General features: G+C 66.4%; 22 protein-coding genes. 16 read left to right on the plus strand and 6 right to left on the minus strand.

The window, feature by feature from the left end; genetic code table 11:
• Positions 1–11 precede the first annotated feature (11 nt).
• Positions 12–686: a glutathione S-transferase family protein gene (locus ASF09_RS11125; protein ID WP_056054264.1), complete on the plus strand. Its 675-nt coding sequence runs from the start codon at positions 12–14 to the stop codon at positions 684–686.
• Positions 673–1,020 (plus strand): tRNA-binding protein, encoded by a 348-nt coding sequence (locus ASF09_RS11130; RefSeq protein ID WP_060526236.1) that lies wholly within the window; start codon positions 673–675, stop codon positions 1,018–1,020. The genes ASF09_RS11125 and ASF09_RS11130 overlap by 14 nt, the downstream gene beginning before the upstream one ends.
• A gap of 142 nt (positions 1,021–1,162) precedes the next feature.
• Here the strand turns inward: ASF09_RS11130 and ASF09_RS11135 are convergent, their stop codons facing one another.
• Complete coding sequence (locus tag ASF09_RS11135) at positions 1,163–1,837, minus strand: OmpA family protein (protein WP_060526237.1); 675 nt, start codon at positions 1,835–1,837, stop codon at positions 1,163–1,165.
• A 183-nt stretch (positions 1,838–2,020) separates the two neighbouring features.
• Here ASF09_RS11135 and ASF09_RS11140 point away from each other — a divergent pair, with 183 nt between their 5' ends.
• The gene (locus ASF09_RS11140; protein ID WP_060526238.1) at positions 2,021–3,322 is read left to right on the plus strand and encodes a hemolysin family protein; all 1,302 of its coding nucleotides are present in this window, start codon (positions 2,021–2,023) and stop codon (positions 3,320–3,322) included.
• 103 nt (positions 3,323–3,425) lie between these two features.
• The gene (locus ASF09_RS11145) at positions 3,426–4,910 is read left to right on the plus strand and encodes a hypothetical protein (protein WP_060526239.1); all 1,485 of its coding nucleotides are present in this window, start codon (positions 3,426–3,428) and stop codon (positions 4,908–4,910) included.
• Between the two features lie 28 nt (positions 4,911–4,938).
• On the opposite strand, the gene ASF09_RS11150 is transcribed toward ASF09_RS11145, so the two are convergent.
• The gene (locus ASF09_RS11150; protein WP_060526240.1) at positions 4,939–5,703 is read right to left on the minus strand and encodes a hypothetical protein; all 765 of its coding nucleotides are present in this window, start codon (positions 5,701–5,703) and stop codon (positions 4,939–4,941) included.
• A gap of 228 nt (positions 5,704–5,931) precedes the next feature.
• The gene (gene purD, locus ASF09_RS11155; RefSeq protein ID WP_060526241.1) at positions 5,932–7,197 is read right to left on the minus strand and encodes a phosphoribosylamine--glycine ligase; all 1,266 of its coding nucleotides are present in this window, start codon (positions 7,195–7,197) and stop codon (positions 5,932–5,934) included.
• On the opposite strand from purD, the gene xseA reads away from it, so the two are divergent.
• The 3 genes from xseA to ASF09_RS11170 are packed head-to-tail and all read left to right on the plus strand — an operon-like array spanning position 7,196 to position 9,693.
• Positions 7,196–8,623: an exodeoxyribonuclease VII large subunit gene (gene xseA / locus ASF09_RS11160; RefSeq protein ID WP_082444235.1), complete on the plus strand. Its 1,428-nt coding sequence runs from the start codon at positions 7,196–7,198 to the stop codon at positions 8,621–8,623. The genes purD and xseA overlap by 2 nt on opposite strands.
• Before the next feature lie 12 nt (positions 8,624–8,635).
• Positions 8,636–8,836 (plus strand): DUF2093 domain-containing protein, encoded by a 201-nt coding sequence (locus tag ASF09_RS11165; protein ID WP_055881745.1) that lies wholly within the window; start codon positions 8,636–8,638, stop codon positions 8,834–8,836.
• Complete coding sequence (locus ASF09_RS11170; protein ID WP_060526243.1) at positions 8,833–9,693, plus strand: M23 family metallopeptidase; 861 nt, start codon at positions 8,833–8,835, stop codon at positions 9,691–9,693. The genes ASF09_RS11165 and ASF09_RS11170 overlap by 4 nt, the downstream gene beginning before the upstream one ends.
• On the opposite strand, the gene ASF09_RS11175 is transcribed toward ASF09_RS11170, so the two are convergent.
• A complete protein-coding gene (locus ASF09_RS11175) occupies positions 9,690–10,211 on the minus strand; it encodes a hypothetical protein (RefSeq protein ID WP_060526244.1) in 522 nt (173 codons plus the stop codon). The two genes, ASF09_RS11170 and ASF09_RS11175, sit on opposite strands and share 4 nt — an antisense overlap.
• A 280-nt stretch (positions 10,212–10,491) precedes the next feature.
• Between ASF09_RS11175 and ASF09_RS11180 the strand changes: the two genes are divergently transcribed.
• Positions 10,492–13,626: a TonB-dependent receptor domain-containing protein gene (locus tag ASF09_RS11180; protein ID WP_060526245.1), complete on the plus strand. Its 3,135-nt coding sequence runs from the start codon at positions 10,492–10,494 to the stop codon at positions 13,624–13,626.
• A 75-nt stretch (positions 13,627–13,701) separates the two neighbouring features.
• Here the strand turns inward: ASF09_RS11180 and clpB are convergent, their stop codons facing one another.
• Complete coding sequence (gene clpB / locus ASF09_RS11185) at positions 13,702–16,281, minus strand: ATP-dependent chaperone ClpB (RefSeq protein ID WP_060526336.1); 2,580 nt, start codon at positions 16,279–16,281, stop codon at positions 13,702–13,704.
• A 181-nt stretch (positions 16,282–16,462) separates the two neighbouring features.
• On the opposite strand from clpB, the gene ASF09_RS11190 reads away from it, so the two are divergent.
• A complete protein-coding gene (locus ASF09_RS11190) occupies positions 16,463–16,879 on the plus strand; it encodes an acyl-CoA thioesterase (RefSeq protein WP_060526337.1) in 417 nt (138 codons plus the stop codon).
• A 147-nt stretch (positions 16,880–17,026) separates the two neighbouring features.
• On the opposite strand, the gene ASF09_RS11195 is transcribed toward ASF09_RS11190, so the two are convergent.
• The gene (locus ASF09_RS11195; protein ID WP_060526246.1) at positions 17,027–18,421 is read right to left on the minus strand and encodes a helix-turn-helix domain-containing protein; all 1,395 of its coding nucleotides are present in this window, start codon (positions 18,419–18,421) and stop codon (positions 17,027–17,029) included.
• A gap of 100 nt (positions 18,422–18,521) precedes the next feature.
• On the opposite strand from ASF09_RS11195, the gene ASF09_RS11200 reads away from it, so the two are divergent.
• The 7 genes from ASF09_RS11200 to ASF09_RS11230 are packed head-to-tail and all read left to right on the plus strand — an operon-like array spanning position 18,522 to position 22,936.
• Positions 18,522–20,048 (plus strand): acyl-CoA carboxylase subunit beta, encoded by a 1,527-nt coding sequence (locus tag ASF09_RS11200; protein ID WP_060526247.1) that lies wholly within the window; start codon positions 18,522–18,524, stop codon positions 20,046–20,048.
• A 25-nt stretch (positions 20,049–20,073) separates the two neighbouring features.
• Positions 20,074–20,643, plus strand: a complete 570-nt coding sequence (locus tag ASF09_RS11205; protein WP_060526248.1) for a hypothetical protein — start codon at positions 20,074–20,076, stop codon at positions 20,641–20,643.
• On the plus strand, positions 20,643–21,149 hold the full coding sequence (locus ASF09_RS11210; protein ID WP_060526249.1) for a hypothetical protein: 507 nt from the start codon (positions 20,643–20,645) through the stop codon (positions 21,147–21,149). The genes ASF09_RS11205 and ASF09_RS11210 overlap by 1 nt, the downstream gene beginning before the upstream one ends.
• Before the next feature lie 57 nt (positions 21,150–21,206).
• Entirely contained in the window at positions 21,207–21,494 is a 288-nt protein-coding gene (locus ASF09_RS20320; RefSeq protein ID WP_060526250.1) for a hypothetical protein, read from the plus strand.
• Entirely contained in the window at positions 21,491–21,712 is a 222-nt protein-coding gene (locus tag ASF09_RS11220) for a hypothetical protein (RefSeq protein ID WP_060526251.1), read from the plus strand. The genes ASF09_RS20320 and ASF09_RS11220 overlap by 4 nt, the downstream gene beginning before the upstream one ends.
• A 5-nt stretch (positions 21,713–21,717) precedes the next feature.
• On the plus strand, positions 21,718–22,140 hold the full coding sequence (gene mce, locus ASF09_RS11225) for a methylmalonyl-CoA epimerase (protein WP_060526252.1): 423 nt from the start codon (positions 21,718–21,720) through the stop codon (positions 22,138–22,140).
• Positions 22,141–22,150: 10 nt separating this feature from the next.
• Positions 22,151–22,936: an enoyl-CoA hydratase-related protein gene (locus tag ASF09_RS11230; RefSeq protein WP_060526253.1), complete on the plus strand. Its 786-nt coding sequence runs from the start codon at positions 22,151–22,153 to the stop codon at positions 22,934–22,936.
• Positions 22,937–23,064 lie beyond the last annotated feature (128 nt).

Consider the following 23,064-nt stretch of genomic DNA (forward strand, 5'->3'; position numbering starts at 1 on the left):
AAACGGATGGCATGTGGCAGCTTTATCAATTCCCCCTGTGTCCCTTCTCGCGAAAGGTGCGTCTGCTGCTGGGCGAGAAGGGGGTCGGCTACGAACTGGTGCGCGAATCGCCCTGGGACCGCCGCGACGAGTTCATGGACATGAACCCCGCCGGTCAGACCCCGGTGATGGTCGACGCGTCGCGCGGTGTGGCCCCACTGATCGATTCGATGGCGATCTGCGAATTCTTCGAGGAAACCGTCGAGAAGGCGGCGATGATCAACGGCACCGCGACCAACCGCGCCGAGATCCGCCGGCTGGTCACGTGGTTCGACACGCATTTCTATCGCGACGTCACCGGACCGCTGCTCCACGAACGCATGGTCAAGCGCCTCGCCCACCGTACCGCACCTGATGCCAAGGGGCTCCGGGAAGCGATGAAGGCCGCGGTCGGGCACCTCGATTACATGGATTACCTGCTCGATCACCGGAACTGGCTCGGCGGCGCGACGATGAGCCTGGCCGATCTTGCGGCGGCCGCGCAGATCTCGGTCACCGATTATCTCGGCGGGATCGACTGGAAGGGCCACGACCAGACCGCACGCTGGTATCGCGGCTTCAAGAGCCGCCCGAGCTTCCGCCCGCTGCTGTCCGAACGGATGGAGCTGATCTCACCCCCGGCGCACTACGACAATGTCGATTTCTGAGGTGACCACGTTCGCGGACTTCGAGAAGGTCGACATCCGCGTCGGCACGATCGTCGAGGCCGAACCCTTTCCCGAGGCACGCAAACCCGCCCTCAAGCTGCGGATCGATTTCGGCGACGAGATCGGCGTGAAGCGCTCGTCCGCGCAGATCACCGAACATTATACGCCGGAGACGCTGGTTGGCCGCCAGGTTGCCGCGGTGGTCAACTTCCCGCCGCGTCAGATCGGCCCGATGATGTCCGAAGTCCTGACGCTCGGCTTCCCCGATGCGGATGGGAAGGTCGTGCTGATCTCGCCGACCGGACCGGTCCCGAACGGCGGCCGGCTGTTCTAAACAATAATCCTCCCCCGCCAGGGGGAGGTGGCTGGCGCTTGCCAGTCGGAGGGGGAGGAACGCGAAACGGCTGTTCCGGGTCCTCCCCCTCCGTCGCCTTCGGCGACACCTCCCCCTGGCGGAGGAGGATCAACCGAGGCCCTTACTGGCGCATGTCGTTCTGCGAGATCGGCACGATCTTCACCTCGACGCGACGGTTCGCTGCCCGTCCCGCATCGGTATCGTTCGACGCGATCGGCTGCGTCTTGCCGTAGCCACGCGTACCGATACGTGCCGCCTGCACGCCGTGACCCGACAGATAATCCGCGACCGACCGCGCACGACGCTCCGACAGCGTCTGGTTGTACGCATCGCTGCCCGTCGAATCGGTATGCCCGTACACGTCGACATAGGTCTGGTTGTACTGCGCCAGCGTATCGGCGACCTGGTCGAGCGTCCGCTGGAACTGCGGCTGCACGTTGGCGCTGTCATACGCGAAGGTGATGCCCGACGGGATGTTGAGCACCAGATCGTCGCCCTGGCGGATCACCTGCACGTCGGTGCCCGCGGTGCGCGCGCGCAGATCGCGCTCCTGCTTGTCCATGTACGCGCCGATGCCCGCACCCGCGAGACCGCCGATACCCGCGCCGAGCAGCTTCTCGGTCCGGTCATGCCGTCCACCGACCACGTCGCCGAGCAGATAGCCGCCCAGCGCGCCGCCGATACCGCCCAATGCGGTCTTGGAGATCGTCTGGCGACCCGTTTCCGGATCGGTGGTGCAGCCGCTGGTGGCGATCAGTGCCGCGAGTGCAGCGCCTGCGAACATCTTGGTTTTCATAGATAATCTCCCTGAGACATGACGAATGACGGCTTCGTGCCCGGTACGCCCGATAACCCGGTGTAGCGACGATTGTTCCGCCTGCGCACCGAACCGAGCCAGATCATCTTCGCCGCGTAATGTCGAGCATGCGCAAGGACGGTTGTGCGACGGACCGTTGTCCTGCAAAGAGCGCGTGAGCCAATGGCACCGCTTCCCCCCTTCCCCTGGATCGACGTCGCGATCATCCTCGCGCTCGTCGCGTTGAACGGCGTGTTCGCGATGAGCGAACTCGCGATCGTTTCCGCGCGGAAAGCGCGGCTCGAGGCAATGGCGCGCTCGGGCAAGAAGGGCGCGCGCGCCGCGCTCGTGCTCGCCGCCGACCCAGGCAAGTTCCTCTCGACCGTACAGATCGGCATCACGCTGATCGGCATTCTCGCAGGTGCGTATTCGGGCTCTAGCCTCGGCATGCCGACCGCCGCGCGGTTGCAGGCCTGGGGCCTGTCCGCCTCGACCGCCGAGACCGCAGGCTTCGCGATCGTCATCGGCCTCACCACCTACGCGTCGCTGATCATCGGCGAACTCGTGCCGAAACAGTTCGCGTTGCGTGCGCCCGAGGCGATCGCGTCGTTCATGGCACCCGTAATGCGCTGGCTCGCGATCGGCACCGCGCCGATCGTGCTGGTGCTCGATTCGACCAGTGCGCTGATCTTTCGCGCGCTGCGCCTGAACCGCGAATCGGAGGAGCACGTCACCGCCGAAGAGCTTCACATGATCGTCGCCGAGGCGTCGAAGTCGGGGATCATCGAGGAGCATGAGCGCTCGATCATCTCGGGCGTCGTCCGCCTCGCGGATCGCCCGGTGCGCGAAGTGATGACGCCGCGCACCGAGATCGACTGGCTCGACTGCGACTGGGGGCCCGACGAGATCCGCGAGACGCTGCTCGCGTCGCAGCACACCCGCCTGCCGGTCGGCGAAGGCTCGATCGATGCGGTCAAGGGCGTCGTCCAGGCGCGCGACATTGCCGCGGCGCTGTTCCGCGGCGAGCCGATCGACCTGCGCGCGCTGATGCGGAAAGCGCCCGTCGTGATCGACCAGATCGACGCGATGGACGCGCTGTTGGCGTTGCGCGAGGCCGAAGTGCCGATGGCGCTGATCCACGACGAATACGGCCATTTCGAAGGCATCGTCACGCCGGCCGATCTGCTTGCGGCGATCGCCGGCGAGTTCAAGTCGGACTCGGATCCGGACGATGCTCCCTCCGTCGTGGTGCGCGACGACGGCTCGTTGCTGGTGGCGGGGACGATGGCGGCGGATTCGCTTGCCGACCGCCTCGGCATCGACCTGCCCGAGGACCGCGACTATGCGACCGTCGCCGGGCTCGCGCTGTCGGTGTTCCGTCACCTGCCGGGCGAGGGCGAGAGCTTCGTCGAGCAGGGCTGGAAGTTCGAGATCGTCGACCTCGACGGCCGCCGCATCGACAAGTTGTTGGTGAGCCAGACCTGACCCGTTGGCGCGCCCGAACGCCGTCGGCGGGCCGCGGCGTCTGCGCGATCGAACCTTGAGTACCGGCATGGCAGAGCTATCGGCAACTACGCGGGCGCCAGCGATGGGGTACCGTCTCGCGATCCTCGTCGCGGTGGCGATCGCGACTCGGCTGATCACGCTCGGCAATCCGATCCTGTACACCGACGAGGAATTCTACTTCGCCGCGGGCCGCGCGATGATCGACGGTGCGCTGCCGTTCGTCGACATCTGGGACCGCAAGCCGATCGGCGTGTTCCTGCTCTACGCGGTACCGGGCGCTCTGCCTTTTGCCGCGGGGATCTGGCTGTACCAGGCGATGGCGCTCGCCTGCGCCGCCGCCACCGCGGTGATCGTCGCGCGGCTCGCCGATATCGCGGGCTGGACTCGCGGCGGGACGCTCGCGGGGATCGCCTATCTCGTCTGGATCACGATCGCCGGGGGGCAGGGCGGGCAGACGCCGGTCTTCTACAATCTGGCGATGGCGCTCGCAGCATGGCTGATCGTCGATCGGCGCGGCGCGACGTTCTGGCGCGGGGCAGTCGCCATGCTGCTCGTCGGGCTGGCGATCCAGATCAAATACACCGTGGCGCTCGAGGGGCTGTATTTCGGGCTTTGGCTGATGCTCGACGATTGGCGGCGTACGCGAGAGACCCCCGTGCCGAAGATTGGGGTACGAAAGATCGGTGCCGTTCTCGGTCGCGGCGCAGTGCTCGCAGGTCTGGCGGTGTTGCCGACGATCGTCGCCGTTGCTGTCTATGCGCATCTTGGCGCGCGGGCCGCCTTCACCTTCGCGAACTTCGCATCGATCTTCGCCCGAAAGGCGGATCCGATCGCGGCTGAGCTAGGCAATCTCGCCAAAGCCGCCGCGATCCTGCTCCCGCTGCTGGCGATGGCGGCGGCAGGGCTTGTGACGGCGAAATCCCCGACGGCGCCTGTCGAGCGCATCGCCGGGTCGCGTATCTTCCTGACCGGATGGCTGCTTGCCGCGCTGCTGGCGTTCGCGCTGCTGCCGCCGTGGACCGATCATTATACGTTGCCCGTGATGCTGCCCGCGTCGGTCATCGCGGCGGGGCTGCTCGCCCACCTGCGCGGGCGCGTCGTCGGGATCGTGCTCATCCTGATCGCCGCGGTGGCGGGGCAGGCGTCCTTGGTGATCGATCGCCAGCGCCGCGGCACGCCCGCCCAGTTCGCCACGCTCGTCGGCGCAGTCGGTCGCGGACCCGGCTGCCTCTATGTCTATTCGTCGTCGAGCATGGTGTATCCCGCGACGGGGCGATGCGCGGTCTCGCGCTACGTCTTCCCCAGCCACCTGACGCGCATACGCGAAACCGGCGCGATCGGCGTGGACCAGGGAGCGGAACTTGCCCGGATCTTCACCCGCGCGCCCGAGATTGTCGTCATGGGGCCGACTTATGACGGCGAACGACCCGATATCCGCGCGGCCGCGGTTGCCCGGCTAGCGCGCGACTATCGATTGGCCGCGCAGGTGCCGCTGGGGCGCAAGCGGGTCGCGGTCTATCGGCGTCGCACGCCGTCGACGCCCGGATACCGCCTACGCTTCGACTGAGGTGCGCGCGCCTGGTGCGGCGGCGCGATCAGAGCTTGCCGAACTTCGCCTCGAACCCGGCCTTGTCGCCCGCGGCGAGCAGGCGCGCCTGCTCGATCCACCGATCGCGGTGCATCCGGCCGGTGAAGTTGCCAAGCTGGGCGTCGATCGACTGCGCCTCGCTCTCGGTCAACGCCGCCATCTGGTCGATCGTGGACACGCCGAGTTCGCCCAGCCGCGCCGCGACCTTGGGGCCGAGGCCCTTCAGCTGCGTCACCGGATCGCCGCCATAGGACTGTACGGGCGCTGACGCCGATGCGCGCGTTTCGACCGGCAGCACCGCCGCCGGCACGGGTTCCGCAGCCGGGCTCGCGTCCAACGGCGGCGAGGCGGGGATAGGGGCGGCGGCCGGACGGTCGGGCGTCTTCGGCAGGTCGTCGGCGCGCGAGACCGGGGGCGGCTCGGGGGCGCGACGTACGGGCGCCGCCGGTTCGGGCGGCGCGGGGGGCGGGGCAACGCGAACGGGCGCGATCGGCTGCGTCTGCGCCTGCCTCTGCGATTGCTCGGCGTCGCGCGCTTCGACCGCAGGTTGCGCCGAGACGGGTTCGGGGGGAACGCCCGCCTCCTCGGCGTTGGCGATCACGTCGTGCGCCGCCTTGGTGCGGCTGCGCTTGGCGCGGATGCCCCAGATCAGCCCGATCACCACGAGGATCGCCACCACGGCGATGATCGTGAAGTGGATCGCGGTCAGCGTGGCGATGCCATCGGGCAACAGGCTCAGGCCCGAGGCGGAGGTCGCGGAAGTTTCGTTCATTCCCATACCGTAGCGATGCGAGCGAAGGGCGGCGAGACCTAATTGGCGGACGGATAGCGAGCCTGTCCGGTTCTCTTCTTCGATCACCCAACTCTTCGTCATTCCCGCGCAGGCGGGGATCCATATACTCGGAATCTTGCGATCTTAGGGTGAGGCTCGCCAGTATGGCTTCCCGCCTGCGCGGGAATGACGGGTAGGAGCGCTGTCTCGCTGATCAGCGTTCTACCCTCAGGCCCCGCGCGCGATCTCGCGCCAGCCGATGTCGCGGCGGTAGAAGCCTTCCGCGAAATCGATCGCCTCGACCGCGCGGTAGGCGTTGCCCTGCGCGGTTGCGACGTCGTCGCCGGTTGCTGTCACTGCCAGTACGCGCCCGCCCGATGCGACCAGCCCGCCATCTTCCAGCCGGGTGCCCGCGTGGAACACCGTGCCGCCCGCAGCCCGCGCGGAATCGAGCCCGACGATCGATCCGCCGGCCTTGGGAGTCCCCGGATACCCCTCTGCCGCCATCACCACCGTCAGGGCGGTCTCGTCGCTGAACTGCGCCGGCTGCATCTCGCCGAGCCGCCCCTCCGCCACCGCCAGCATCGTCGCGAGCAGGTCGCCCTGGAAGCGCATCATGAGCACCTGCGTCTCGGGATCCCCGAACCGCGCGTTGTACTCGATCAACTTCGGCCCCTGCGGCGTCAGCATCAGCCCGGCGTACAGGACGCCGCTGAACGGCATGCCCTCCGCCGCCATCGCCGCCACGGTCGGCGCGACGATCTCGTCGATCGCGCGCTTCTCCAGCGCGGGCGTCAGGACAAGGGCAGGGCTGTACGCGCCCATACCGCCGGTGTTCGGGCCGGTATCGCCCTCGCCGACGCGCTTGTGATCCTGCGCGGAGCCGAACGGCATCAGCGACACCCCGTCGGTCAGCACGAAAAGGCTCGCCTCCTCGCCTTCGAGGAATTCCTCGATCACCGCCTCGGCTTCCCCGTCGGCGAACAGCGCGTCGAGCGCGGCCTCGGCTTCCGCCGTGCTGAACGCGATCACCACGCCCTTGCCCGCGGCCAAGCCGTCCGCCTTGATCACCACCGGCAGCGAGAAGGTACGGGCAAGCGCGATATCAGCCTCTTCGCGGCTCTGCACACGGACATAGCCCGCGGTCGGGATCCCGGCGCGAAGGCACAAGTCCTTGGTGAAGCCCTTCGACCCTTCCAGTTGCGCGGCCGCCTTCGAAGGTCCGAACACCGGAATGTCCGCGGCGCGTAACGAGTCCGCGAGCCCGTCGACCAGCGGCGCTTCCGGCCCGATCACGACCAGCCCGACGCCCTGCTCGCGCACGAACGCGACGACCGCGGCGTGATCCGTCGCATCGAGCGGCACGAGCGTCGCAAGCCGCGCGATCCCGGGGTTGCCCGGCGCGGCATACAGCGTATCGAGACCTCTCGATTGCACCAGTTTCCACGCGAGCGCATGTTCGCGCCCTCCCGAGCCCAGCAGCAGGACGTTCATGCCCGATCCCTTTTCCGATGACGTCGTGTCAAATGACATGGGCCGGCTGGTAGCCGAGCCGGCCGCCGGCGACAACGCACTCGCCATGTCGGTCGGCGAACTCGCGTTCAAGCTGAAGCGGATGGTCGAGGGCGAATTCGGCCATGTCCGCCTGCGTGGCGAGATCTCGGGCTGGAAGCGCGTCGCCTCCGGGCATTGCTACATGTCGCTCAAGGACGACCAGGCGGTGATCGACGGCGTCATATGGAAGGGCAATGCGTCGAGCCTTGCTTTCGTCCCGCAGGACGGCATCGAGGTGATCGCGACTGGCAAGCTCACCACCTATCCGGGCCGCTCGAAATACCAGATCGTCATCGAACGGATGGAGCTGGCGGGCGCGGGCGCGCTGATGGCACTGCTCGAGAAATTGAAGGCCAAGCTCGCGGGCGAGGGGCTGTTCGACGGCACGCGGAAGAAGCGCCTGCCGTTCATGCCGAAGGTGATCGGCGTCGTCACTTCGGGCACCGGCGCGGTGATCCGCGACATCCTCCACCGCCTGGAGGATCGCTGCCCGACGCACGTCATCGTCTGGCCGGTGAAGGTGCAGGGCGAGGGCTCCGCCGCCGAGATCGCCGCCGCCGTCCGCGGGTTCGACGCGATCGCCCCAGGTGGCCCGGTGCCGCGCCCCGACCTCGTCATCGTCGCGCGCGGCGGTGGCTCGGTCGAGGATCTGTGGTCGTTCAACGAGGAAGTCGTCGTTCGCGCGGTCGCCGCCTGCACGATCCCGATCATCTCCGCAGTCGGGCACGAAACCGACACCACCTTGTGCGACTTCGCCGCCGACCTGCGCGCGCCGACGCCGACTGCCGCGGCCGAGATCGCGGTGCCGGTGCTCGCCGACCTGCGGCTGACGATCGACAGCCACCGCAACCGGACCGAGCGGTGCGCGCGGCGCCATGTCGAGCGTGGTCGCGAGCGGCTAGACGCGCTGGCGCGGTTGCTGCCGAAGCGCGACCAGTTGCTCGGACCGCAGCGCCAGCGCGCAGACGACTTTGGCCAGCGGCTGGACCGCGGCCTTGAGCGCCGTCTGACCCTGGCGCGCGGCAGTCTCGATCGCTCGGGTGCGGCCCTCCGTCCCGCCACCCTCGAACGCAAGCTCGAAGCCAAGCGCGCGCAGCTCGATGCGACGTGGCGGCTGGTCCAGTCGCTCAACCCCGACGCGATCCTCGACCGCGGCTATGCCCGCGTCACCGCACGCCCCGGCGGCGAAACGCTCGCCTCGGCCATGTCGGCGCGGGACGCGGGCACACTCACCCTCCATTTCCGCGATGGCGTGGTGGACGCGGTGACGGACACCGGCCTTGAGCGCCCCGCCGCCAAAACCTATGCTGCCCCCAAGGCCAAGCCCGCGCCCGATCCGGCGCCGCGCCAGCCGACCCTGCTGTAGAGAAGACCCGCCATGCTGATGTCCAACTCCGATCGCGCCGCGCGGCTGCACTATATGGCGAACGGTTTCCGCGTGCTTAGCCCCGGCGACCACGTCGCCTGCGCCGCCACCGGCCACCGCATCGCGCTCGAGGACCTGCGCTACTGGAGCGTTGCGCGCCAGGAGGCCTACGCCACCGCCGCCGCCGCCAGCGAAGCGATGGCCCCACGATGATCCGTGCGGCGGTGCTCGTCCTGCTGGCTGCATCCGGTGCCGCCGCCCAGCAAGCACCGCCCTCGAATACCGCGTCCCAGTCCGCCTTCCGCTGGACCGGCACGCTCAGCCAGGGCGGGCTCATCCTCGGCACCGCCCCTCCCGGTACGCGCACGCTCACCCTGAACGGCAAGCCGATCACGTTGGCCCCAGACGGCCGCTTCGTCGTCGGCTTCGATCGTGATGCGGGGCCACAAGCGTCACTCACGGCAACCTTGGCCGATGGTCGCACCGTTACGCAAAGTCTCACGATCGCGCCGCGCGCGTGGCGGATCGAGCGCCTGAATACACTCCCCAAATTCCCTGCACCGGACCCCGTGTTCGCCAAGCTCCGCCCGCCCGAACTCGCCCAGATCGTCGCCGCCCGCGCGCGCTCGACCGATGCGCAAGGCTGGCGACAGTCCTTCATCTGGCCAGCGACCGGCCGCATCTCCGGGCTGTTCGGATCGCAACGCGTCTACAAGGGCGAGCCCGGCAGCTATCATTCCGGCACCGACGTCGCGATCCCGACCGGCACGATCGTCACCGCGCCCGCCGACGGCGTCGTCATCCTCGCCGCCGATCACCCGTTCACGCTGGAGGGCAATCTGCTGATGCTCGACCACGGCATGGGCCTCAACAGCGCGTTCCTGCATCTGTCGCGGATCGACGTCAGGCCCGGCGACCATGTCCGGCAGGGTCAACCGATCGGCGCCTCCGGCATGACCGGCCGCGCCACCGGCCCGCACCTCCACTGGGCGCTACGCTGGAACGACGCCAAGCTCGACCCGATGCTGGTAACGGGGCCGATGCTGGCGACAGGTCCGATGCGCCCTTAGTTCTGGCGCTTGGCCTTCACGCCGGGCTGCCCGCCGACGCTCAACCGGAAGCTGCCAAGCGCGGCGCGCTTGATGATCACCTTGTCGTTCGCGCGCGGGCGGCGGGCGATGATATTGTCGTCGGTCTGCGTCCAGCGCGCGCCATCCGCCATGACGAAGGTCCAATGCCCCGCGCCATCGACCGCAGCGCTCGTCAGCGTCGTTTCGATCTGCGGCAGGTCTTCGCTGCCGAACAGGCCGAGGTTCGGAAGGCTGATCCCGAACAGGTTTCGTTTCGTCTCGCGGACCTGTTGCTGGTCGACCACGACGACCGTCTGGCTGCGCTCGGCAACGTCCAGCGCAGCGACCGATGCGTCGAAGCATTTCAGCCGCGCGGCGGATTCTGCAATAGCGCGACACTGCGTTACCGCCACCAACAGCGGCGCGCGCTCGGTCTTGCGCGACTTTGCTCCCGCCGTTGCCGGTCCAGCCGACGTGACCAACAGTCCCGATGCCACCACAATCGCCGCGATCCGCATATCTACTCGTTCCCCTTGCCTGCCCCGGAATAGGCCGGCGCGGGGAGGGCGGCAAGGACGCGCCGACGCTCCCGCTGTCGCACGCAATGCAGCATCGGGGCGGGTTGTTGCTATTTGGTGACATCCGCCGCGCAATGCGACGCATCTAGGCCCATTTGTAACTTTCTTTTGGACAACGGGGTCCGGTCTTGCGACATCGCGCGCAGCGGCGACCACGCGGTCGCACAATGGATCGTATCGGGCGGAAACATTCGCCGATTCAAAAGGGATCAAGATAACCATGCGCAACCATATGTTCCGCGACTGCCTGATGGCGTCGACGATGATCGCAGGCGCGATCGTCGCTCTGCCAGCTTTCGCGCAGACCACGCCGGCACCGGCTCCCGCGCCGCAGGGCGCGACCAGCGACGACAGCGTTGCAGCGACGACCCCGGCCGTCTCCAACACGCCGAGCCAGGACCCGGCCGCTGCGGGTACGGCTGGCGGTGCCGACATCGTCGTTACCGGTTCGCGTATCTCCAACCCGAACCTGACCTCGGCGAGCCCGATCACCGTCGTAAACTCGGCAGAAATCAAGCTGCGCGGCTCCAGCCGTATCGAGGATGTGCTGAACAGCCTGCCGCAGGCCTTCGCGTCGCAGAGCTCGTCTGTTTCGAACGGTTCGAACGGCACCGCCACCGCCAACCTGCGCAACCTCGGCGATCAGCGCACGCTGGTGCTGGTGAACGGTCGTCGCCTAATGCCGGGCGATCCCGTCTCGACCAGCTCGGCCGCAGATCTTAACGTGATCCCTGCGTCGCTGATCAAGCGCGTCGACGTACTGACGGGTGGTGCTTCCTCGGTCTATGGTTCGGACGCAGTCGGCGGCGTGGTCAACTTCGTCCTCGACGACCAGTATGAAGGCGTCAGCCTCGATACGACGGGCGGAATCTACAACCACAACAACCGCAGCAAGCGCTTCCAGGCGCTGTCGGCTGCGAGCGGGTATCCGGCGCCGAGCGGGCAGGCCTTCGACGGCACCCAATTCGACGTCAACCTCAAGATCGGCGCCGCTACCAGCGACGGCCGCGGCCACGTAGTCGGCTATATGGGGTATCGCAAGATCGGCGCGATCGTCCAGGGCGACCGCGATTACAGCTCGTGCGGACTGAACGTGCCGGCTGCCGGCAACGAGTATGTCTGTGGCGGATCGCAAACTGCATTCCCTGCCAACTTTACGCTCGGTGCACGTGACGGGCTGCCCCGCAACCTGACGCTGGACAGCGCGGGCAACCTGATCGCCGGGACGTCGCTCTACAATGCCAACCCGCTGAATTATTATCAGCGTCCGGACAAGCGGTACACCGCCGGCTTCCTTGCGAACTACGAAGTCAGCAGCGCTTTCAAGCCGTATGCCGAATTCATGTTCATGGACGATCGCACCGTGGCGCAGATCGCACCGTCGGGCGACTTCAGCAATACGACGTCGCTCAACTGCAACAACCCGTTGTTGTCAGCGGCCCAGGTCGCTTCCTTCTGCCGTGCAACGAACCTGCTTACCGATGCCGGCACAGCGGCGGGTGCTACGGGCGTACCTGCGGTATTCCTGAACCCAGACGGCACCCCCTATAATCGCGCTGCCGTCAACATCGGGCGTCGCAACGTCGAAGGTGGCGGGCGACAGGCCGATCTGCGCCATACCTCGTATCGCATCCTTGCTGGTGCACGGGGCGATATCGCCAAGGGTATCTCCTATGACGTCTACGGCCAGTTCGGCAGCACCATCTTCAACGAGGTGTATCGCAACGAGTTCTCGATCAACAAGACGACCCGCGCGCTCGACGTGATCGCGGGCCCCGGCGGTGTTCCTACCTGCCGGTCGGTCATCGACGGCTCCGACCCGGCGTGCGTTCCGCTCAACATCTTCGGTGCGGCTCGGATCACGCCGGAAGCTCTGGCCTATGTGCAGCAGAGCGGCTTCCAGCAGGGCCAGACCAAGGAGAAGATCGTCAGCGGCTCGCTTACCTTCAAGGGCGGCGAATACGGTGTGCAGTCGCCGTTCGCCTCCGAGGGCATCGCGTTGAACGTCGGTGCCGAATATCGCGAAGAGTCGCTGTCGCTCGAGGTGGATCAGGCGTTCCAGACGGGCGACCTCGCCGGCCAGGGTGGCCCCACCCTGCCGATCAGCGGTGGCTACAATGTGAAGGAAGCCTTTGCCGAGCTTCAGGTGCCTCTCGTCAGCGAACGTCCGTTTGTGCATGAGCTCACGGTCAACGGTGGTTTCCGTTACTCCGACTACAGCACTGCCGGCTCGGTAACTTCTTACAAGGGCGAACTCGTCTGGGCGCCAGTCCGCGACATCCGCTTCCGTGGCGGCTACAACCGCGCGGTCCGTGCGCCTAACGTGCAGGAGTTGTTCGTCAGCCAGTCGGTTCAGATCGACGGTGCTACCGATCCCTGCGCCGGTGGTGTCACGGTCGGGAGCGATGGTGTTCGCCGTGTCAGCGGTAAAACGAATACAAATAACGGCTTTACAGCAGCCCAGTGTGCCCTCACTGGCGTCACTGCAGCGCAGTTTGGTGGCATCGACGCCAACAGTTCCGATCAGTACAACGGCCTGATCGGCGGCAACCCGAACCTGAAGCCCGAGAAGGCCGACACGTTCACCGCAGGCGTGATCATCCAGCCAACGTTCCTCCCGGGCTTTACCGCATCGGTCGACGCGTTCCGGATCAAGGTGAAGGACATCATCGGGGTTATCGGTGCAGATACCATCATCAACCAGTGCCTTCAGACTGGCGACGCTGCGCTGTGCGGCGCGATCAATCGCGATGCCAATGGTTCGCTCTTCCAGACCACCCGCGGCTTTATCGTCGATACCAACGTCAACGCCGGTTCGCTAACCACCCAGGGGATAGATGCGTCACTCGGTTACACGCTGCGGACGAGCACCATCGGTACTTTCGCGCTCGCGGCAAACGGCACTTACACCGACAAGTTTGAGTCGGATAAGGCTGGCGCCAAGTTCGATTGTGCAGGCTATTTTGGCGCGCAGTGCGGGTATCCGCAGTCCAAGTGGCGCCACAGCGTGCGGTTGACCTACACGGCACCGAACGGCGTGGGTCTCTCGGGCAACTGGCGCTATCTCTCGAAGACGAAGTTCGAGAATACCAGCAGCAATGCTGATTTGGCGAACAGCTTCTTCCCGCTTGACGCAAGTATCAAGGCGCAGAGCTACTTCGACCTAGCCGCCACGGTACGGGTCGAGGACAAGTTCACCTTCCGGGCCGGCGCGAACAACGTGTTCGACAAGTCTCCTCCGATTCTCAGTTCGTCAGCCACGCCGATCGGCTCGTTCGGCAACGGCAACACCTATCCCGGCATCTTCGAAGGCGCGGGTCGCTACCTGTTCGTTGGTCTGACCATCGACATGTAAGCGATCCTTCGGGACCAGGAAAAAGGGGCGGCGGATCATCGATCTGCCGCCCCTTTTTTGTTTTTCGAAGACGGCTCAGGCGACCTGAAGCACCAGCTTGCCATCACCTTCGTCGATCTTGACGGTCGAACCGTCTTTCACCTCGCCGCGCAGGATCATGTCGGCGAGCGGGTCCTGCAGATAGCGCTGAACCGCACGCTTCAACGGCCGCGCGCCGTACACCGGGTCGTAGCCGACCCGGCCGAGCCACGCGCGCGCGGCATCGGTCAGGTCGAGGATGATCTTGCGGTCGGCGAGCAGCTTGTCGACGCGCGATACCTGGATGTCGACGATTGGTGCCATGTGCGACTGGCCGAGGCGGTGGAACAGGATCACCTCGTCGAGCCGGTTGAGAAACTCCGGCCGGAAATGTGACCGGACGATCTCCATCACCTGCGGCTCGACCGACGACACGTCGTCGCCCTCCGCCATGTTCGCCAGATACTGGCTGCCGAGGTTGCTCGTCAGGATGATCAGCGTGTTGCTGAAATCCACCGTGCGCCCCTGGCCATCGGTCAGCCGCCCGTCGTCGAGCACCTGCAACAGCACGTTGAACACGTCGCCATGTGCCTTTTCGACCTCGTCGAACAGGATCACCTGGTACGGCCGCCTGCGCACGGCCTCGGTCAGCACGCCGCCCTCCTCGTACCCTACATAGCCCGGAGGCGCGCCGATCAGCCGGGCGACGGCGTGCTTCTCCATGAACTCGCTCATGTCGATGCGGACCATCGCCGACGGATCGTCGAACAGGAATTCCGCGAGTGCCTTGGTCAGTTCGGTCTTGCCGACGCCGGTCGGTCCGAGGAACAGGAACGAGCCCAAAGGCCGGTTCGGATCCTGCAATCCCGCGCGCGCCCGCCGGACCGCGGTCGAGACGGCCTTCACCGCGTGCGCCTGGCCGATCACGCGCTTGCCGATCGTCGCCTCCATCGCGAGCAGCTTGTCGCGCTCGCCCTGGAGCATCCGCTCGACCGGAATGCCGGTCCAGCGGCTGACCACGCCGGCGATATCATCCGCGGTCACCTCCTCGCGCAGCATCGCGCCCTTGGTCGCACCCGCCGCCTCGTCGAGCTGGCGCTGCAACCCGGGAATCGTCCCGTAGGAAAGCTCGCCTGCCTTGGCGAGATCGCCCGAGCGCTGCGCCTGCTCCAGCTCCAGCCGCGCGGCATCGAGCTGTTCCTTGACCCGCGCCTCGGCGTTGATCTTGTCCTTCTCGCCCTTCCAGCGCGTCGTCAGCTCGGCGGATTGCTCCTCCAGATTGACGAGTTCGCCCTCCAGCGTGTCGAGCCGGTCGACCGACGCGTCGTCGGTCTCGCGCTTCAACGCCTCGCGTTCGATCTTGAGCTGGATGATCCGCCGGTCGAGATTTTCGATCGCCTCGGGCTTCGACTCCACCTCCATGCGGATGCGGCTCGCGGCTTCGTCCATCAGGTCGATCGCCTTGTCGGGCAGGAAGCGGTCGGTGATGTAGCGGTTCGACAGCGTCGAGGCGGCGACGATCGCGCCGTCAGTGATCCGCACGCCGTGATGAAGTTCGTACTTTTCCTTCAACCCGCGCAGGATCGAGATCGTGTCCTCGACGGTCGGTTCGCCGACCATGACGGGCTGGAACCGCCGCTGCAACGCCGGGTCCTTCTCGACGTACTTGCGATATTCGTCGAGCGTGGTCGCGCCGACGCAGTGGAGTTCGCCGCGCGCGAGGGCGGGCTTGAGCAGGTTGCCCGCGTCCATCGCGCCCTCGGATTTACCCGCGCCGATCAGCTGGTGCATCTCGTCGATGAACAGGATGATGTCGCCCTCGGCGGCCTTCACCTCGTCGAGCACGCCCTTCAGCCGCTCCTCGAATTCGCCGCGATATTTCGCGCCCGCGATCAGCGAGCCGAGGTCGAGCGACATCAGCCGGCGGTCCTTCAGCGTATCGGGAACGTCGCCATTGGCGATCCGCAAGGCGAGCCCTTCGGCGATCGCGGTCTTGCCGACGCCGGGTTCGCCGATCAGCGCGGGGTTGTTCTTGGTGCGGCGCGCGAGGATCTGGATGGTGCGACGGATCTCTTCGTCGCGACCGATGACCGGGTCGAGCTTGCCGTCGCGCGCTGCCTGAGTGAGGTCGCGCGCGAACTTCTTGAGCGCGTCATAGCGATCCTCGGCGCCCGCGGTGTCGGCAGTGCGGCCCTGGCGCAGCCCATTTATCGCGGTGTTCAGCCCCTCGGGCGTCACGCTGCCGGCCTTCAACGCCTTGCCCGCGGCGGTGTTGAGCGACAGCGCGAGCGCCACGAGCAGCCGCTCGACGGTGACGAAGCTGTCACCCGCCTTGCTCGCGATCTGCTCGGCCTGGTCGAGTACGCGGACCGCGTCGTTGTCGATCCCCGGCGTGGTCTGCGCACCCGAGCCCGACACGACCGGGATTTTCGCCAGCGCGAGATCGGTCTCCGACGTCGCGCGCTTGGCGTCGCCACCCGCTGCGGCGATCAGCCCGGCGGCCATGCCCTGCTCGTCTTCCAGCAGTGCCTTCAGCAGATGCTCGGGGGCGATTCGCTGGTGGTTCATGCGGATCGCGACGGTCTGCGCGGATTGCAGGAAGCCCTTCGCGCGGTCGGTGAATTTGTCGATGTTCATGACGAATTCCTGTGGGATTGGTTCGGTGTTGGCCAAAAGATGGTGTTGTATTTGGGCAACACAAGAGGCGGGCGCAGGTCGGATGCTAGGGCGCCCGCGACGCATCCGGAATAGCGTTTATTGTCGGTATCTAAGCCGTGCCGTCATCGCTATGTTCAGGTTCGCGTGCTATATATCGGGCGTGACAACAGCGATTCCCCATACCTACGCCATCGGCATCGAGCCGGCCGACATCGACTTCATGGGTCACGTCAACAACGCGAACTATCTGAAGTGGGTACAGGCCGCGGTGATCGACCATTGGCAGCGCCTCGCGCCTGCCGAGGCTGTAGCGGGGCATCTCTGGGTCGCGCTCAAGCACGAGATCACGTATCGCAAACCGGCCTTCCTCGACGACGACGTCATCGCGACGGTGTTGCTCGAGAAGGTCCAGGGCGCGCGCGCGTTCTACGAGACGATCATCAAGCGCGGTGAGGATGTGTTGGCCGAGGTAAAGTCGAGTTGGTGCTGCCTGGATGCGGAAACGCTCAGGCCGTCGCGGCTGGCGAACAGCGTCGTCGAGCATTTCTTTCCGAAGGACCCGGCGGCGGCGGCCTGATCGAGACCACTACCACGGCGGACGTACCACCCCGGCGAAGGCCGGGGCCCAGGTGGAATGTCGGAAGTAACGGCTCGCGGTCCTTCGTTATCGCTGTACCCCAGTTGGGCCCCGGCCTTCGCCGGGGTGGTGCATTGGGTCTGCGAGTCACACTACATCGTACGGCACCGCGCCGCGCCGGTCGGGATCGACCCGTATCCTACTCGCCGCCGGTGGAAATGCCCGCTGGTCGCAGTCCGTCCGCAAACAAACCCGGCACGAAGACCCGATCGGCGTCGCGATCCCGCCCGTCCCCAGCGCATCGGCATAGATGAACTCCGACGCGTTCGCCTCCTCGCACCCCAGCGCCACCGCATAGCGCCGCGCCGGTCGCGTGTACGTCTCAGACGGCTTCACCAGCCCCTTCGCCATCGAGACGTAGCGGATGCCGTCGGTCGTCTCGATCAGTTGCGTCAGGATGCGGTCGGGAATCGCCACCGCCTCGTGGACGATCCACAACGGGCACGCTCCCCCGAACCGCGCGAACTGCAATCGCGTGGCGGAGTGACGCTTGGTGATGTTCCCAGCCATGTCGACGCGGCAGAAGAAGAACGGGATGCCCAGCGCGCCCGGTCGCTGCAACGTCGAGAGCCGGTGGCACGTCTGCTCGAAACTCGTCCCGAAAATCCGCCGCAGCCGGTCGATGTCGTGTCGCACGCTCCGCGCCTCGGTGCGGAAGCGGGTGTAGGGCATGACGATCGCCCCCGCGGCGTAATTGGTCAGCCCCGCGGTCAGCAACGCGCGTGCCGTTTCCGACGCCATCTCGGACGCCGCGACGATCCCGCCGATGACGTCACCGAACTCATGCCGTGCGACCTGGTGCGCGAGCGAGAACAGGGTCGTCTCGCCCGGCTGCGAACCGTCCAACCGCAAGGTCGCGCCGTCGTAATCGCGCAACGGGGCGGCCAGCGCGCCCGAGATCGCGACCGACACGCCTCTTGCCGCCAGCCGAGTCTCCAGCGCCTCAACCCGGTCCCCGCCCAAGGCCTCGCCGATCTCCTCCGCGCGGCGATCGAGCGCATCGACATAATTGCCCGCCGCATGAAACCAGTCGCGCACATCCTCCCACGGCAGCAACCCCGGCGCCCCAGACCCCGCTACCAGCCGGTCGTCCAGCGCGCGCAACTGCTCCTGCGCGCGGCGGTACGCATCGTGCATCGCGACCAGCCGCTGTGCCAACAGCGGCTGGTGCTTCACCGCACGCCGCACCGCCGTCTCGTCGAGTGCGGGCGCCTCGACGCTTGTGTCCGAAACGGCCTCCAGCGTCGCGATCAGCAGCGCGGTATCGTCCGCCGCATCGATGCTGCCCCAGTCCGCCGGAAACTCGCGCGCCAGCGTGATCAGCACGCCCTCCGTCACCGGGCGATCGCCATTCTCGATCTGCGAGAGGTAGCTCACCGACAACCCGATCCGCGCGGCCATCGCCGCCTGGCTGATCCCGAGCACGCGGCGCAGGTCGCGCAGGCGGTGTCCGACGAAGAGGCGACGCGCGGGAAGGGTCATGCCTCTACCTAGTTTGCAAACATGCTCCGTACAACTTTGCAACATTGCATTTGCGCGAAGCCTCCCGCTCTGTGAAGGCCAGCAACAGGACGGAGAGACGATGTCATCGACGATCGAAGAGCTTGAACGCCGCCGCGAAGCCGCCAGAGTCGGCGGAGGCCTCAAGCGGATCGGAGCGCAGCACGCCAAGGGAAAGCTCACCGCAAGGGAGCGCCTTGACGTGCTGCTGGACGAGGGTTCGTTCGAGGAGCTCGACATGTACGTCGAGCACAATTGCGTCGATTTCGGCATGCAGGACCAGATGATCCCCGGCGACGGCGTGGTCACCGGCTCGGGCACGATCAACGGCCGCCTCGTGTTCGTCTTCAGTCAGGATTTCACCGTGTTCGGCGGGTCGCTCAGCGAACGTCATGCGCAGAAGATCTGCAAGGTGATGGACAGCGCGATGAAGGTCGGCGCGCCGATCATCGGCCTCAACGACAGCGGCGGCGCGCGCATCCAGGAGGGGGTCGCCTCGCTCGGCGGCTATGCCGAAGTATTCCAGCGCAACGCGCTCGCCTCGGGCGTGGTGCCGCAGCTTTCGCTCATCATGGGACCATGCGCAGGCGGCGCAGTCTACTCCCCCGCGATGACCGACTTTATCTTCATGGTGAAGGATTCGAGCTACATGTTCGTCACCGGCCCCGACGTGGTCAAGACGGTGACCAACGAGGTCGTGACGCAGGAAGCGCTCGGCGGCGCGGTGACGCATACCACCAAGACGTCGGTCGCCGACAACGCGTTCGAGAACGACATCGAAGCTCTGCTTGCCGCGCGCGACTTCTTCGATTTCCTGCCGTCGTCCAATCGCGAAGGCGTGCCCGAACGCCCGACCGCAGACGAATGGGACCGCATCGAGGAGAGCCTCGACACGCTGATCCCGGCGTCGGCGAACCAGCCCTACGACATGCACGAGCTGATCCGGAAGACCGTCGACGAAGGCGATTTCTTCGAGACTCAGCCGGCGCATGCTGCCAACATCATCACCGGCTTCGGCCGCATCGAAGGCCGCACGGTCGGTTTCGTCGCGAACCAGCCGATGGTGCTCGCCGGCGTGCTCGACATCAACAGCTCGAAGAAGGCGGCGCGGTTCGTGCGCTTCTGCGACGCGTTCGAGATCCCGATCGTGACCTTCGTCGACGTCCCCGGCTTCCTGCCCGGCACCGCGCAGGAGCATAACGGCATCATTAAGCACGGCGCGAAACTGCTGTTCGCCTATGCCGAGGCGACCGTGCCGAAAATCACCGTCATCACGCGCAAGGCTTACGGCGGCGCGTACGACGTGATGGCGTCGAAGCACCTGCGCGGCGACCTCAACTATGCATGGCCGACCGCCGAGATCGCGGTGATGGGCGCGAAAGGCGCGGTCGAGATCATTTTCCGCGGCAAGACTCCGGAAGAGATCGCCGAGCGCACCGCGGAATACGAGGCGCGGTTCGCGAACCCTTTCGTCGCCGCGTCGAAGGGCTTCATCGACGAAGTGATTCAGCCCCACTCGACCCGCCGCCGCATCGCGCTCGGCCTACGGAAACTCCGCGGCAAGGCGCTGGAGAATCCGTGGAAGAAGCATGATAACATCCCGCTGTGACGATCCAGTCGCTCGGGAGGCGATCTTGAAGAAACTGCCACTGTCGAAACAGCTCATATTCGTCGGCATCGTCTTCGGCGTGGCGATGCTCACGTCGTTCGTGCTGGCCTTCTTCGCAGCCGCCGCGGCAGGACGAAGCGGTCAGCCGCTGCCGTCGCCGATCATCGGTCTCTCGCTGGGTGTGGTAGCCGGGGCGATCTATCTCGGGCTCGCCGGCAACAGGCGTGTTGCGCTTGCGAGCGGCGATGCCCGGCAAGCGGCGCTGGCCCCAGTGGTCGATGGTTCGGCGCGATTGATCGTCTTCCGTCGCGGCTTTGTCGGCAAGCTGGCTGGTGTCGACGTGTATCTCGACGGCGAGGTGCGGACGCAGCTCAAGAGCCCGCGCTTCGCCGCGCTCACCGTGACGCCGGGCGTTCATGCGCTGGAGACAAGGATGCACAACAAACCTTCCGCTTCGCTCACCGTCGAGGCGATCGCCAACGCGACGACGATCATCGAGGTCGAGGTCGCCATGAAGCAGGCGACGCCCGTTCAGCGACCTGACGAAGCCGGTCTTCGCGCCGTGCTTGCCGGCACGCCTATGGTGGTCGCGTGATGCTCGGTCTACTTCTGCTCCAAGCAGCGATCGTCGCGCCCGCGCCGGTCTGGAAGCTCGCCGACCGTGCCAACCCGGCGGGCGTGCGCAGCATTTCCGCGTCGGTGACCGGCAATGACGGGCTCTCGCGGTTCGTCGTCAAGTGCGATGTCGCCTCCGAGCCAATCGTCTCGATCCAGTTCATCCAGCCGCAGCCGCTCGGGTCGGGCGCCGACAAGCCGGTGGCAGTGCGCTTCGATGGCGGGCCGGCGTTCACTTATAACTGGCAATTTCCGGGGACTGGTACGTACATCGCCGATCCCGAGGCAATCACCAAGCTGACGACGTTCCTCGTGAAAGCGAAGACGCTGCGGGTCGAAACGACCAACGGCGCCAACTTCGCGGTGCAGGCCAACTTCGTCGCGCCGAAAGGCGACGCGATGGTGCGGCAAGTGCTCGGCGTCTGTGGTTATACGCTCGGCGTTGTCCCGCCGCCCGCTAAACCCGGAGCAGAGCCGGCACAGTGATGGATCATTGTATCCGTTCTACTTGCACATTATCATGTCATGATAAGGAGTCGTGACATGCAGACCGAACGCGTGACGTTTCTGACCTCGCCTGACCACAAGGCGGCGCTCGATGCCTTTGCCGCGAGCAATGGGAAATCGGTGGGTCACGTCCTCCGCGAGGCGTCGACGCGCTATCTGGTCGCGGGCGAGGCGGACGAGGAGGCCGCGCTGGCGCTGCTGGTCCGGGAAGTCGAGGCTGCCGTGCCGTCGATGCGTGCCGATATTCGCGAGACCATCGCCGCGATCGAGCGCGCCAACCATGCCGTCGACGCGATCCTCGCCGGCGAGGAGTCGCGTCCGTGAGCGTGATCGGCGATGCGTTGAAGGCGATGCGCACAGTTCTCCTCATGCAGGAGGATCTGCGGATGATGAAGGACGCCGCGCACGCGCAGAGCGATCGGCTCGCGCGGCTGGCCGAGGCACATGGCGCATTGCGCGACCGAGTCAGCCGGCTCGAGGGAATAATCGAGGGCGCCGCGATGGCGCGCCGCATGCCCGACCAGCCCAGGATAGAAGGATGAGTGCTATGCTGGGCCGCCTCAACCACGTCGGGGTCGCTACACCATCGATCGCGAAGTCGGTCGAAACGTATCGCCTGCTGCTCGGTGCGACCGCGATCGGCGAACCGTTCGATTTGCCTGCGCAGGGGGTGAAGGTGTGCTTCATCGATGCGCCCAATACGCAGATCGAGCTGATCGAGCCGTATGACGAGAGTTCGCCGATCGCCGGCTTCCTGCGCAAGAATCCGGCGGGGGGGCAGCATCACGTCTGTTTCGAGGTGGCGGATATCCATGCGGCGGTTGCCGACCTGAAGGCGAAGGGCGCGACCGTGCTGGGCGGGCCGCGGATCGGCGCGCATGGCACGCCGATCGTGTTCGTTCACCCAAAGGACTTTGGCGGCATGCTCGTCGAGTTGATGGAGACGCCGGGCGATACCGGCGCGCACTAGGAGAGATCTGATGGCCGCGTACGAGCATATCCTGAGCGAACGGCGCGGCGACGTGCTGGTGCTGATGCTGAACCGGCCTGACCGGCTGAACGCCGCGCCGCCGGCGATGTTCGAGGAGTTGCGTGCGGCGCTAGGCGATCTGGATGGTGCGCGGGCGGTGCTGATTGCGGGCGCAGGTCGCGCGTTCTGTTCGGGGGCGGATGTCGGAGGCGGGGCGCTTGGTTCGGACAATCCGGGCGAGGCGACGTTCGCGGCGCTGACCGGCAGCTATAACCCGACGATGACGGCGCTCGCCGACCTGTCGGTGCCGGTGGTGAGCGCGGTACGCGGGCCGGCGGCGGGGATCGGGTGCAGCCTCGCGCTCGCCGCCGATTTCTGTGTCGCGAGCGAAAGCGCGTATTTCCTTCAGGCGTTCGTGAACATCGGGCTGGTGCCCGACGGTGGCGCGTCGTGGATGCTGCCGCGGCTGATCGGCAAGGCGCGGGCGACGGAAATGATGATGCTCGGCGAGCGGGTTCCGGCGGCCAAGGCGCTCGACTGGGGAATGGTCCACAAGGTCGTCGCGGACGACGCGCTTGATGCCGAGGCGTTCGCGCTGGCCGAGCGGCTGGCGGCGATGCCGACGGTTGCGCTGGGGTTGATGCGGCGGGCGATTACCGCAGCGTACGAGACGGATTACGCGACCGCAATGCAGGCGGAAGCAGCGAACCAGCGCGCCGCGCGGGGCTCGGCGGACTCGATGGAGGGCGGCCGGGCGTTCCTGGAGAAGCGCAAGCCGGTGTTCACGGGGAAGTGACCTCCGCCTCCAACACCACCCCGGCGTTTCTAACCACCACCCCGGCGAAGGCCGGGGCCCAATTGGGCAACGACCCATTGGTTGGTGCTACTCTCCGTTACAGCAACCTTTCCAATTGGGCCCCGGCC

Source organism: Sphingomonas sp. Leaf242, assembly GCF_001422045.1.
Taxonomy (GTDB): Bacteria; Pseudomonadota; Alphaproteobacteria; order Sphingomonadales; family Sphingomonadaceae; genus Sphingomonas.